Raw genomic sequence first — 12,460 nt, 5'->3', positions numbered from 1 at the left:
GTCAGGCGCCGAGCCGGTGGGTCAGGGCGGTGTGCCGGCGGCCGGCGCCGACGGTGCGCACGGCGGCGGCGAGCGCGCGGCGGGACCCGACGAGGACGACGAGCTGCTTCGCCCGGGTGACGGCGGTGTAGAGCAGGTTGCGTTGCAGCATCATCCACGCGCTCGTGGTCAGCGGGACGACCACGGCCGGGTACTCCGAACCCTGCGAACGGTGGATGGTCATCGCGTACGCGTGCGCGAGTTCGTCGAGCTCGTCGAAGTCGTAGTCGATGTGCTCGTCCTCGTCGGTGCGCACGGTGAGGGTCTGCTCCTCTGTGGACAGTGCGGTGATGACGCCGAGGGTGCCGTTGAACACCCCGGCCTGTCCCTTGTCGTAGTTGTTGCGGATCTGGGTGACCTTGTCGCCGAGGCGGAACACCCGGCCGCCGAACCGCCGCTCCGGCAGCCCGTCCCGGCCCGGGGTGAGGCGCTGCTGCAGCAGGCCGTTCAGCGCACCCGCGCCGGCGGGGCCCCGGTGCATCGGGGTGAGGACCTGGATGTCGCGCCTGGGGTCGAGGCCGAACTTGGCCGGGATGCGGGTGCAGGCCACGTCGACGGTCAACGCCGCGGTCTCGTCGGTGTCGTCGCAGGCGAACAGGAAGAAGTCGGTCATGCCCTGCAACTGGGGTGGCTTGCCGGCGTTGATGCGGTGGGCGTTGACCACCACCCCGGACTGGGCCGCCTGCCGGAACACCTGGGTGAGGCGCACCTGCGGGATGCCGTCAGCGGCGAGGACGTCGCGGAGGACCTCGCCGGCGCCGACGGACGGCAGCTGGTCGACGTCGCCGACGAGGAGGACGTGCGCGCCGGGCGGGACGGCCTTGATGAGCTTGTTCGCCAGGATCAGGTCGAGCATGGACGCCTCGTCCACGACGAGGAGGTCCACGTCCAGCGGGTTGTCCCGGTCGAAGGTGGCGTCGCCGCCGGGCCGCAGCTGCAGCAGCCGGTGCACGGTCCCGGCGGGATGGCCGGTGAGCTCGGCGAGGCGTTTCGCCGCCCGGCCGGTCGGCGCGACCAGCGTGACCTTGGCCTTCTTCGCCGCGGCGAGGGTGACGATCGAGCGGACGGTGAAGCTCTTGCCGCAGCCGGGGCCGCCGGTGAGCACCGCGACCTTCGACGTCAGCGCGAGCCGCACGGCCTGCTCCTGCGCCGGCGCCAGGGTGGCCCCGGTCCGGGTGTGCAGCCAGGTGAGGGCCTTGGGCCAGTCGACGTCGCCGAAGTGCGGCATCCGGTCGGTCCGCTCGCGCAGGAGCCGGTTCAGGGACCCGGCGAGCGCGGTCTCGGCCCGGTGGAACGGCACCAGGTACACGGCGGTCACCGACCCGTCCGGGCCCGGCACCGCCTCGCGGATCACGCCCTCGTCGGCGGCGAGGGTGTCCAGGCAGGTGCCGACGAGCGCGGCGGGGACGTCGAGGATCTTCGCCGCGTCGGCGGTCAGGTTCGCCTGCGGGAGGTAGCAGTGCCCGGCGTCGGTGGCCTCGGACAGGGTGTACTGCAGGCCGGCCTTGACCCGTTCCGGGCTGTCGTGCGGGATGCCGACCGCCCGCGCGATGGTGTCGGCGGTCTTGAACCCGATCCCCCACACGTCGGCGGCCAGCTTGTACGGCTCGTTCTGGACCACGGAGATCGACGCGTCGGCGTACTGCTTGAAGATCCGCACCGCGAGGGACGTCGAGACGCCGACGCCCTGCAGGAAGACCATCACCTCCTTGATCGCCTGCTGCTCGGCCCAGGCGGCGGTGATCTTCGCGGTGCGTTTCGGTCCGAGGCCGGGGACCTCGATCAGCCGGCCGGATTCCTCCTCGATGATGCGCAGCGTGTCCAGGCCGAAGTGCGCGACGATCCGCTCGGCGAACACCGGCCCGATCCCCTTGACCAGGCCGGAGCCGAGGTAGCGCTGGATGCCCTGGATGGTGGCGGGCAGGACCGTGGTGTAGGACTCGACCTCGAACTGCCGGCCGAACTTCGGGTGACTCGACCACCGGCCCTGCAGCCGCAGGCTCTCGCCGGGCTGCGCGCCGAGCAGCGCCCCGACGACGGTCAGCAGCTCGTCGCCGCCGCGGCTGGTCGCGACCCGGGCGACGGTGTAGCCGGTGTCCTCGTTGACGTAGGTCAGCCGCTCCAGGACCGCCTCGAGCACGGCACCGGGTGGACGGGTCGAGGCGGCGGCGGTCGAGGTCACGGCGACCATCGTGCCCGCTGACCTGGCCGGCCCGCCAGTCCCCGGCCAGGTCCTCGGCGGCGGTCAGATCCAGCGCGGCGGGCTCGCGGGGCTCTCGTGCCAGAGCCGGTCGAGGGCGGTGACGACGTAGGTGTAGTGCCGGCCCGGTTCGGCGGTCGGGTCGGTGAACGTGGTGTCACGCACCGTCGCCACCAGGTGCGCGGCGTCGGCGAGGTCGCAGCCCGACGGGATGGTCGCGCCGTCGAGCCGGTACACGCCGTACGAGGTGACCTCGCCGAACGGGCCGGCCCCGCTGACCGTCGGGCGCCACCGCAGCTCAGCGCCGGCCGCGGTCCGCCGGGCCGAGGTGATCACCGGGAACAGCAGCGGCTTCGACGGCCCCCACGCGGGCGGGAACGCCGGCCGGCTGTGGTGCGCGGCGGCGAGGATCGTCTCGGCCTCCAGGCGGTTGGCCCGGACCTGCACGGCGCTGAAGTGCACGTCGCCGAGCACCTGCGGGTACTGCCGGTTCAGCGTCAGGTGGTTGGACAGTTCCTGCGGGTCGAACCAGGCGGCCGGCTGCCCGGCGGCGGCGACCTTGTAGTCGGCCTGGCCGATGTACAGCTGGACGTCGGTGCCGGCGACGACGTCCGCCCACCACGGCACGAGCTTCGCGTAGTCGGCGACGGCGAAGCCGATGTTCCAGTACACCTGCGGCACGATGTAGTCGATCCAGCCTTCCTTCACCCATTTGCGGGTGTCGGCGAAGTTGGCGTCGTAGGACTGGGTGCCGTTGGTGTCGGAGCCGAGCGGGTCGGCGGCCTTGTTGCGCCAGATCCCGAACGGGCTGACGCCGAACTTCACCCACGGCTTGGCTGCGTGGATGCGCCCGTCCAGCTCGCGGATGAGCAGGTCGATGTTGTTGCGCCGCCAGTCGCCCTTGCTGGCGAAGCCCGTCCCGTACTGCGCGAACGTGGCGTCGTCGCCGAAGTCCTGCCCGGCCGCCGGGTACGGGTAGAAGTAGTCGTCGAAGTGCACGCCGTCGATGTCGTATTTCGTGACCGCGTCCATGACGGCGTCCTGCACCCAGGCGCGGGCGGCCGGGATGCCGGGGTTGACGTAGAGCCGGCCGGCCGCGTTGTCGACCGGATACGCCACGGCCCAGTCAGGATGCACCCGCAGCGGGCTGGTCTCCGGCAGCGTCGTCAGGTCGGTGCCGGCCCCGCCGGGTGCGGGCATGCTCGCCCGGTACGGGTTGAACCAGGCGTGGAACTCCAGGTTCTCCTCGTGCGCGCGGCGGACCAGGTAGGCGAGCGGGTCCCAGCCGGGGTCCTGGCCGGCGACCCCGGTGAGGTACTGCGACCACGGCTCCAGCGGCGACGGCCAGAACGCGTCGGTGTGCGGGCGTACCTGCACGATGACGGCGTTGTAGTTGAGGGACTTGGCGAGGGCGAGCCAGCCGTCGTACTCGGCCCGCAGCTCCGACGGCGACTTGCCGGGCGCGCTGGGCCAGTCGATGTTGACGACGCTGGCGATCCACATGGCACGCAGCTGATGCTTCGGCGTGGCCGGGTCCGTAACACAGACGGTCGGTTCCGCGGTCACGGAAGCAGACCCGGCAGCGGGCGTGGCCACGACGAGCGCGGCACCGAGGCAGAGCAAGGCAGACAGACGGGCGAACATGGAGGCCACCTCAGACGAGCCAGTTGGATGAGCCCGGCACCCGCGGCCACTGCGCCGTGGAAGGGGCGATGAGGTACGCGATGCCGCCGCTGCCGGAGGCGACGGTGCCGTTCGCCCGGTACCGCTTCGTGCGCAGCCACACCTGTTCGAACTCCGCGCGGCTGTACACGTTGCGGACCGCGTCGTTCGACGAGGACGCCGGGTCGTTGACGATGACGTCGCCGGTCGCGGTGAAGCCGACGATGACGAACAGGTGCCCGGACGTCGAGTAGTTCGCGCCGGTCAGCTCGGTGGCAAGGAACGACTGCGACGTGATCACCGGGATGCCGGCGGCGATGAACCGTTCGGCCTCGTCGAGGGAGTGCAGCCGGGTCACGATGCCGGTGAGCCCGTAGGTCGCGGCGTACGCGGTGTTGAACGGCCAGTTCCCGGCGCCCGCGTAGGTGTAGTCGTAGGTGCTGCGGGCGGCGTGGTCGACCTGCGGGTCGGCGTAGGACGGGTCGACCCAGGCGAGGTCGTCCGCGCTCGGGCGGTGTCCCCAGTACTCGACGACCATCTCCGTCGACGTCGGCGAGCACCAGGCCTCGCCGCCCCCGTCATACTCCGGGTACTGACCCTCGTGGATGTTCTGCGAGTATCTGGGGACCGCCAGCTCCCTGCCCCACGCGATGTGCCCGGCGCTCGCCGGGACGGTGAAGCGGTCCGGCACGTTCGAGGCCATCGCGCCGACCAGATACACGCGGGGCGCCGCGGTCGTGCCGGGCTTCCGGAACAGGGTGACCCGCAGCCGGTACGACTCCAGCAGCACGCCGGCGGCGGTGTCGTCGACGGAGAAGGTGTCGGTCCAGATCGACGACACGCCGTCGCCCTGTCCGTCCACGGTGGAGCGCCGGATGTCCTGGTCACCGCTGGCCCAGCGGCCCATGACGTACCGCGGGGTCGCCCGCCCGTCGGTGTAGGTGCCTTCCAGCTCGACCTGCAGCCAGGTGCCGGCGGGGGTCTCGGCGTTCCACGACGCGACGAGCTCGCCGGCGCCGAAGCCGATCCGCTGCACCGGCGACGTCCAGGTCGCCGATTCCCAGCCGTCGGCGGTGCCCGTCGCCCGGCCGATGGTCAGGTACGGCTTGCGGCCGGGCACCGCGCGGGTGCCCTCCGCGGTGCCGCTGCGCCACTGCGGGTAGGACTGCCACCGGTGGAAGGTGATCTGCTCGTCGTGGCGGACCGGTCCGGGGCGGGCCACCGCCGGGGCAGCCGGCAGCAGCGAGGCCACGGCGAGCACGGCGATGGCGACGAATCGTCTCATGAACCCTCCACCGGAAGGAACGACGGCAGGATCTGCACGTCGTCGAGATTGACGAACATGACGCGGTGCCCGAACTGGATCTGCGCGTACCTGGTCTGGCCGCGGATGACCGTCCAGTCGCCGGGGCTGGTGCCGGCGAACGTCGTCGCCCGGTAGTACTCGCCGGGCACGACGCCGCCGAGGGTGTACCGCTGGCCGGCGGCGAACGTGTACTGCAGTGGCGTGACCGCCTGGTAGGGCACGCCCGCCGGGTAGGCGGACTGCTCGGGGTAGGCGCGCCCGTACACGGGGATGCTGGCCTTGCCGGGCTTCGGGGTGACGACGAGCCCGGTCGACCATTTCGCCGCCGGGTGTGCGGGCGGGTTGAGGAACCAGCCTTTCTGGCCGAGGTACCAGATCGCGGTCCAGTCGCCTTGCCGGCCGGCGACGGCGTAGGTCTGCCCGGCGGCGGCCCGGGCGCCGTGGTCGGCGATCTGCATCGTGGCCGGCTCCCCGCCGGGGTGCAGGCCGAGGTCGGTCAGCAGCGGCGCGTCGAGCGCCGGCGCGGTGCGCAGCAGCACCTGCGACGAGCCGTGCGGCGGGCACGGGTTGTCCGGCGTCCCGGTGCAGCCGGTGTACGGCGGCTGGTTGGTGCCGTAGTCAGGGTCCATCGTGACGAGCCCGGTTCGTGCGGTGCCGAACGTGATGAACGGCGCGTGCAGCAGGTCGAAGTAGTGGCTCCAGTCCCAGTACGGGCCGGGATCCCAGTGCATGCCGCGCACCGTCGAGGGCACGGTGCCGGGAACGTTGTCGTGGCCGATGATGTGCTGGCGGTCCAGCGGGATGGCCAGCCGCGTCGCCAGGTACCGCACCAGTTTCGCCGACGAGCGGTACATCGCCTCGGTGTACCAGGCGCCCTGCTGCGCGGCGAAGCCCTCGTGCTCCAGGCCGATCGACTTGGCGTTGACATACCAGTTGCCGGCGTGCCAGGCCACGTCCTTGGTCCGCACGTGCTGGGCGACGTGCCCGTCGACCGAGCGCAGCGTGTAGTGCCAGCTGACGTATGTCGGGTCCTGCACCAGGTCGAGCGTGGTGGCGTAGTCGGCTTCGGTGTCGTGGATGACGATGTACTCGATCCGCTGCCGCTGCGGCCGCTCGCTCAGGTCGTGGTTGCCGTAGGCGCCGGGGGTGGCGCCGTACTGCTCGTAGGGTGCCGGGACCCACTCGCACGAGATGTCGGCCGGGCACTCCAGGCCGTCGGGGCGCGGCGGTGACCGGCGCAGGCCGAGACGGTCCAATGTGGACTTCACGGGGGCGATGCCGGGCTGTGCGGGCAGTGTCACCGGGTGCCCGTCGTCGGTGGTGCGGGCGGCGCCGTCGCGCAGGGTCGCGTAGACCTCGTCGGCGAAGGCGGCCGCGGCGCCGGTGGTGTCGGCGCCGCTGTACTTCGCGACCGCGCCGTACCAGGCGGCGGGGTCGCTGCCGGCCCCGGACGGGCCGCCGGCGGCGCGCTGGTAGGCGGCGAGCAGGGCCGCGCCGCCCTGGATGTTGGCCGCAGGGTCCGTTTGCAGCGTTGCGGCAGGTGTACCGGTGAGCTCCGCCGCGCGCTGCAGCGTCTGCAACGCCGGCCCGGCCGCGGTGGTCGCCGCGGGCTGGACGGTCTTCGGGGCGCGGGCGTCGTCGCCGCGTGGATCCGCGCCCGCGTCGTGGTGCGGCTGCGCGGCGGCCAGGGTGGCGGCGTCGGTCAGGTGCATGGGGCCGTAACCCGCGCCGGTGCTGGGCATGCCGCGGTTGGTGTCCCAGCGGGACTCCAGGTAGGAGACGCCGAGCAGGACGCTCGGCGGCACGCCCCAGGCCGCCGCCGCGGCGGCGTATGTGGCCTGGCGGGTGTCGGGTCCGGCCGCGGCCGCGCTGCCGGCAGGCAGCGTGGCGGCGCTCAGCGCAAGGACCATTGCGGCGCTGAGGGTGGCTGCCGGGGTGAGGGAGCGACGTCGGCGCATCGAACCTCCTGACTGCGGGTGGCTCGGCACAGCGTGACGCACAACAATCTTTGACGTCAATCCCTTGCGGGAAGTTGCCGCGCAGCGTTGGGAATCTTCGCGATGCCGCGCGCTTCGGGCTATTTGTCCGAAACATGGCGAGCCGCCGGCGGCGGCAGGGTTTGCAGATCCGTTACAACCAACCGGTGACGCCGGAGAGTTTGTAGATTACCTTCACTCTTACGTCGATTGTCGACGGTTACCTACAGTCGTTGCCATCTATGGCGGAGGTGGCGGAGGTGGCGGGTTGAGCGTCATGCCCCTGGAGGGCGGCACGATCGTCGCCCGGTCGCTCGGGCAGGCCGTCCGGCTGCGGCTGCGGCGCGACCGCACCGCCCTGGTCAGCGGCGTCGTGTCGGCGCTGCTCATCGTCGTGGCGATCGCCGCGCCGCTGATCGAGGCGGCCTACGGGATCAGCCCGCAGGACTCCTTCAAGGACGACCTCGACCGCTACGGCATGCCGTACGGGGTGGCCGGCGGCGTCTCCGGCACCCACTGGTTCGGCATCGAGCCCGGCCTCGGCCGCGACGTGTTCATCCAGATGGTCTACGGGATGCGCACCTCGCTGGGCATCGCGTTCGCCGCGGCCATCGTCACCACGACGCTCGGCGTGCTGACCGGCATCGTCTCCGGCTACCTCGGCGGCTGGGTCGACGCGGTCATCAACTGGATCACTGACGTGGCCCTCGCGCTGCCGTTCCTCATCTTCACCCTGGCCCTGATCCGCCCCCTGGAACTGGCCTTCTACGGCCCGCGGGAGGCGGTGCCGGGCTGGTTCCGGGTCATCGTGCTCATCGGCCTGTTCGCCGCCTTCGGCTGGACCGCCACCGCCCGCCTGGTCCGCGGCCAGGTGCTGTCGCTGCGCGAGCGCGAGTTCGTCGACGCCGCCCGGGCCACCGGCGCCCGCACGTCGCGGATCCTGTTCAAGGAGCTGCTGCCGAACCTGTGGGCACCGATCATCGTCGTGTTCTCGCTGTCGATCCCGGCGTACATCACCAGCGAGGCGGCCCTGTCCTTCCTCGGCATCGGCATGCTGGAGCCGACCCCCGACTTCGGCCGCACCATCTTCCGCAGCCTCAACTACCTGCAGACCGACCCGGCCTACGTGTTCTTCCCCGGTGTCACGATCTTCGTGCTGGTGCTGTCCTTCAACCTGTTCGGCGACGCGGTCCGCGACGCGCTCGACCCCCGTTCAGCTCCCAGGTCGGCGCGGTGACGGCGTGCTGAACTTCCTGCTCCGGCGGATCCTCCTGGCGATCCTCACGCTGTTCGCGGTCAGCGTGCTGACGTTCCTGATGTTCTTCGCGCTCCCCCGCGACCCGGCGACCGCGATGTGCCCGAAGAACTGCGACGCCGCCCGCCTCGAGCGGGTCCGGGACGAGCTCGGGCTCAACGACCCCAAGTACCTGCAGTACCTGCACTACGTCCAGGGCATCTTCGCCGGCCGCGACCTGGGTGCCGCGCAGGGCGGGCACTGTGACGCGCCGTGCCTCGGCTACTCCTACGTCAACAGCGAACCGGTGACGGAGACCTTCGGCCGGGTCATCCCGGTGACGCTGAGCATCGTGGTCCCGGCGTCGATCCTGTGGCTCGCCGTCGGCATCGGGCTGGGCATGCTCTCCGCGCTGCGCCTCGGCACGGTGTTCGACCGCCTCGCGATCGGCGCGTCCCTGACGGGCGCCTCGCTGCAGCTGTACTTCGTGGGCGGCGTCCTGCTGCTGGTCTTCGTGTACACGCTCAAGGTCCTGCCGTACCCCCGGTACACCTCCATCCTGGACAACCCGTGGGACTGGGCGACGGCACTGATCCTGCCGTGGTGCGCCCTCGCGATCCTCTTCTCCGCCGTGTACGCCCGGCTGTCCCGCGCGCAGATGCTGGAGACGCTGTCGGAGGACTACGTGCGCACCGCGGAGGCCAAGGGGCTGCGGTACCGCACCGTCGTGCGCCGGCACGTGCTGCGCGCCGCGATCACGCCGCTCGTCACGACCGCGGGCGTCGAGATCGGCGCCGCGCTCGGCGGGACGGTCATCACCGAGACCACATTCGGCCTTCGCGGCCTCGGCCGGACCGCGATCGACGCGGTCAAGGACGGCGACCTGCCGACGATCATGGGCACCGTCCTGATCGCCGCCGCATTCATCATCGCGGCCAACGTGGTCGTCGACGTGCTCTACACCGTCATCGATCCGCGCGTCCGGCTGCGGTGAAACCGATCAGGGAGGACGACATGCCACGCAGACCCTTTGCAGCGCTGGTACTGCTCACGCTCGTAGCCGGTCTCGGCGCGTGCAGCAACAACAAGCGCACCGACGACGACGCCGGGCCCGACACCAACCGGCAGGCCAGCGGCTCGATCGCCACCGACCCGAAGGACTCCCGCGGGCCGGCGGCGCAGATCCCTGGCGCGACCAAGGGCGGCACCGTCACCGTCCTGCGGCAGAGCAAGGTCTCGCACCTCGACCCGCAGCGGGTGTACTCGTTCGTCGGCCTGACCGCCTCGCAGCTGTACGCGCGGCGGCTCACCACGTACAAGGACGACGGCAAGGGCAAGGTGGTCCTCGTCGGTGACCTGGCCGAGACGCCCGGCACCGACGTCAACAAGGACTGCAAGACGTGGGAGTTCAAGATCAAGGACGGGGTGAAGTTCGAGGACGGCAGCGCGATCACGTCGGCGGAGATCGCCTACGGCATCGCCCGCTCCTTCGACCTGTCGCTCACCGGCGGCCCCACCTACATCCAGGAATGGCTGGCCGACACGCCTCAGTTCGACACGAAGTTCAACTTCGCGGCGAACAAGACCTCGCTGCCGCCGGGGCTGAGCACCCCTGACCCTCGCACGCTGAAGTTCACGTTCGCCAGGCCGCACTGCGACCTGCCGTTCGCGGTGTCGCTGCCGGCGACCGCGCCGGTGCCGCCGGCCAAGGACACCGGCACCGACTACGACAAGTCCCCGTTCTCCTCCGGTCCCTACAAGCTCGCCAAGAACGAGGCCGGCACCCGGCTCACGTTCGACCGCAACCCGTTCTGGGACCCGGCGACCGACGCGATGCGGCACCAGTACCCGGACACCTACGTCTACGAGTTCGGCGCCGACCCGGTCACCCAGACCAACCGCATCATCGCCGACAGCGGCGGCGACGCGACCGCCGTGTCGTTCAACGGCGTCGACTCGTCCCTGGTGTCCAAAGTGGTCGGTGACCCGGCGCTGAAGGCGCGCACGCTGCAGGAGCCCACGCCCAGCGAGTACACGCTGACCATCAACAACAACCGGGTCACCGACCTGAAGGTCCGCCAGGCCCTCAACTACGCCATCGACCGCGACGGCGTCGTCAAGACCCTCGGCGGCGACACGGTGGCCCGCGCCGTCACCACGCTCATGCCGCCGGCGACGATCGGCTGGAACAACTACGACGCGTACCCGGCCGGCCGCAGCGGCAACCCGGACAAAGCGAAGGAGCTGCTCGGCGGCGCCTCGCCCGAGCTGGTGCTCGGGTTCCCCGACGACGCCCGCAACCAGGAGCTCAGCACCCACCTCAAGGGCAACCTGGAGAAGGCCGGCTTCAAGATCACGCTGAAGCCGATCGCGGCGGACACCTTCCTCGACGAGACGAAGAAGAAGGGCAACCCCTGGGACCTGTACATCGGCTCGTGGGGTGCGGACTGGCCCAGCGGCGCCTCGATCCTGCCAATCCTCTACGACGGCCGGGCGATCAAGGACGGCGGCAGCAACAACGGCGCGTCGTACCTCAACGCGCCGGCGCTCAACGCCGAGTTCGACCGGGTCCTGGCCATGCCCGTTGCCGAGCAGGGCAGCGAATGGGGCAAGCTCGACGAGAAGATCATGAAGGAGCACGCGCCGGTCGTCCCGCTGTACGTTGACGTCATGTTCACCATTCACGGCTCCAAGGTCGGCGGCATCTTCGTCGACTCCATCTGGGGCAGCGTCGCGGTCACCAACGCCTACGTCCGCCAGTGACCTCACTGCTCGACGGGGCGTTCGACAGGGCGCTCGACGGCGCGCCGGGCCGGGTCTCAGTGTTCCTGGGCCGGCCCGGCGCACCGCCGGCATACCTGCGCGCGGCGCACGAGCGGCACTACGCCGCCAGCATGATGAAGGTCGCTGTGCTCGTGGCGCTGTACCGGGCCGCGGACGCCGGCACGATCGACCTGGACGCGCCGGTGCCGGTGCACAACGACTTCGCCTCGGCCGCCGGCTCCCGCTACGCCTGCGACCCCGGCTACGACAGCGAGCACGACGTGTGGGACCGCCTCGGCGACACCGCGCCGGCCCGGTGGCTGGCCCGCCGGATGATCGTGCGGTCCGGCAACCTCGCGACCAACCTCCTCCTCGCCCTGGTCGGACTGCCCGCGGTCGGCGAGGCGTGGCGGATCGCCGGTGCGACCGGCAGCGTCACCGGGCGCGGCATCGAGGACCGTGCGGCCCGCGCCGCCGGCATCGACAACACGGTCACCGCCGCCGACGTCGCCCGGCTGCTGGGCGGCATCGCCACCGGGACCGTCGCCGCCGGCCCGTCGTGCGCCGAGATGCTCGACGTGCTCGCCGCCCAGGAACACCGGGTGGACCTCGCGCTGGGGGTGCCCGGCGGGGTCCGCGTCGCACACAAGAACGGCTGGGTCACCGGCGTGCGGCACAGCGCCGGCGTCGTCCTGCCCGGCGACGCCCCGCCGTACGTGCTCGCGGTCTGCACCACCGGCGCCCCCGGTGACGAGCCCGCCCGCCGGTTGATCGCCCGCCTGTCCCGCATCGCCTGGGACGCCCGTAGGGAGCTGCCCGCATGAGTATCAAGGAGGTGCGGACCCACCGGGTGTCCGCGCCGTTCCACACGCCGTTCGTCACCGCCCTGCGCCGCGCCACGACCGTCGAGTCGCTGCTGGTCGAGATCGTCGACGGGGACGGCCGGGCCGGCTTCGGCGAGGCACCGCAGGTGTGGCAGGTGACCGGCGGTTCGGTGGCCGGCGCCGAGGCCTGCGTCCAGCAGCTCCTCGGCCCGCTGCTCACCGGCCGCGACGCCGACGACGTGACCGGCAACGCCGGGCTGGTGCAGCGCGCCGTCCAGCGCAACGAGGGCGCGAAGGCCGCCGTCGACGTCGCCCTGCACGACCTCGCCGCGCGCCGGGCGGGCGTCCCCCTCGTGCGGTACCTCGGCGGCGTGGCCACGTCGGTGCCGACCGACGTCACCCTCGCCGCCGGCAGCCCGGACGCCCTGGCCGCGGCCGCGCGCGCCCGGGTCGGCG

Annotated in this window: 8 protein-coding genes and 1 pseudogene; 5 read left to right on the top strand and 4 right to left on the bottom strand. The window is 71.6% G+C overall.

Annotated elements, in window-relative coordinates; genetic code table 11:
• Position 1: 1 nt before the first annotated feature.
• The 4 genes from AB0K00_RS51925 to AB0K00_RS51910 all read right to left on the bottom strand — a co-directional run bounded on the left by AB0K00_RS51925 (position 2) and on the right by AB0K00_RS51910 (position 7,165).
• The gene (locus AB0K00_RS51925) at positions 2 to 2,221 is read right to left on the bottom strand and encodes an ATP-dependent RecD-like DNA helicase (RefSeq protein ID WP_363538269.1); all 2,220 of its coding nucleotides are present in this window, start codon (positions 2,219 to 2,221) and stop codon (positions 2 to 4) included.
• 63 nt (positions 2,222 to 2,284) lie between these two features.
• Positions 2,285 to 3,742 (bottom strand): family 10 glycosylhydrolase, encoded by a 1,458-nt coding sequence (locus AB0K00_RS51920; protein ID WP_363538268.1) that lies wholly within the window; start codon positions 3,740 to 3,742, stop codon positions 2,285 to 2,287.
• Between the two features lie 151 nt (positions 3,743 to 3,893).
• A complete protein-coding gene (locus AB0K00_RS51915; protein ID WP_363538267.1) occupies positions 3,894 to 5,186 on the bottom strand; it encodes a C39 family peptidase in 1,293 nt (430 codons plus the stop codon).
• Positions 5,183 to 7,165 (bottom strand): N-acetylmuramoyl-L-alanine amidase, encoded by a 1,983-nt coding sequence (locus AB0K00_RS51910; RefSeq protein ID WP_363538266.1) that lies wholly within the window; start codon positions 7,163 to 7,165, stop codon positions 5,183 to 5,185. The genes AB0K00_RS51915 and AB0K00_RS51910 overlap by 4 nt, the downstream gene beginning before the upstream one ends.
• A gap of 295 nt (positions 7,166 to 7,460) precedes the next feature.
• Between AB0K00_RS51910 and AB0K00_RS51905 the strand changes: the two genes are divergently transcribed.
• The 5 genes and pseudogenes from AB0K00_RS51905 to AB0K00_RS51885 form a co-directional block, all read left to right on the top strand.
• Positions 7,461 to 8,420 carry an ABC transporter permease gene (locus AB0K00_RS51905; RefSeq protein WP_363538280.1) on the top strand — a complete coding sequence of 320 codons (960 nt, stop codon included), beginning with the start codon at positions 7,461 to 7,463 and terminating at the stop codon, positions 8,418 to 8,420.
• Positions 8,421 to 8,424: 4 nt separating this feature from the next.
• Positions 8,425 to 9,411, top strand: coding sequence for an ABC transporter permease (locus AB0K00_RS51900; protein ID WP_363538265.1), 987 nt, complete (start codon positions 8,425 to 8,427; stop codon positions 9,409 to 9,411).
• Positions 9,412 to 9,431: 20 nt separating this feature from the next.
• Positions 9,432 to 11,180 carry an ABC transporter substrate-binding protein gene (locus AB0K00_RS51895; protein WP_363538264.1) on the top strand — a complete coding sequence of 583 codons (1,749 nt, stop codon included), beginning with the start codon at positions 9,432 to 9,434 and terminating at the stop codon, positions 11,178 to 11,180.
• 5 nt (positions 11,181 to 11,185) lie between these two features.
• Positions 11,186 to 12,004, top strand: coding sequence for a serine hydrolase (locus AB0K00_RS51890; RefSeq protein ID WP_363538279.1), 819 nt, complete (start codon positions 11,186 to 11,188; stop codon positions 12,002 to 12,004).
• A pseudogene (locus tag AB0K00_RS51885) lies at positions 12,001 to 12,460 on the top strand (dipeptide epimerase); the annotation flags it as partial. The gene AB0K00_RS51890 and the pseudogene AB0K00_RS51885, both read left to right, overlap by 4 nt.

It is taken from the genome of Dactylosporangium sp. NPDC049525 (assembly GCF_040676755.1).
In the GTDB taxonomy this organism is placed as follows: Bacteria; Actinomycetota; Actinomycetes; order Mycobacteriales; family Micromonosporaceae; genus Dactylosporangium.
This window is presented reverse-complemented; position numbering and strand designations above follow the sequence as displayed.

What these genes read in the sequence shown, in the direction of transcription:
- AB0K00_RS51915 (WP_363538267.1), bottom strand. Translation starts at nt 5,186, where the DNA reads ATGAGACGATTCGTCGCCATCGCCGTGCTCGCCGTGGCCTCGCTGCTG.
- AB0K00_RS51920 (WP_363538268.1), bottom strand. Translation starts at nt 3,742, where the DNA reads ATGTGGATCGCCAGCGTCGTCAACATCGACTGGCCCAGCGCGCCCGGC.
- AB0K00_RS51905 (WP_363538280.1), top strand. Translation starts at nt 7,461, where the DNA reads ATGCCCCTGGAGGGCGGCACGATCGTCGCCCGGTCGCTCGGGCAGGCC.
- AB0K00_RS51910 (WP_363538266.1), bottom strand. Translation starts at nt 7,165, where the DNA reads ATGCGCCGACGTCGCTCCCTCACCCCGGCAGCCACCCTCAGCGCCGCA.
- AB0K00_RS51895 (WP_363538264.1), top strand. Translation starts at nt 9,432, where the DNA reads ATGCCACGCAGACCCTTTGCAGCGCTGGTACTGCTCACGCTCGTAGCC.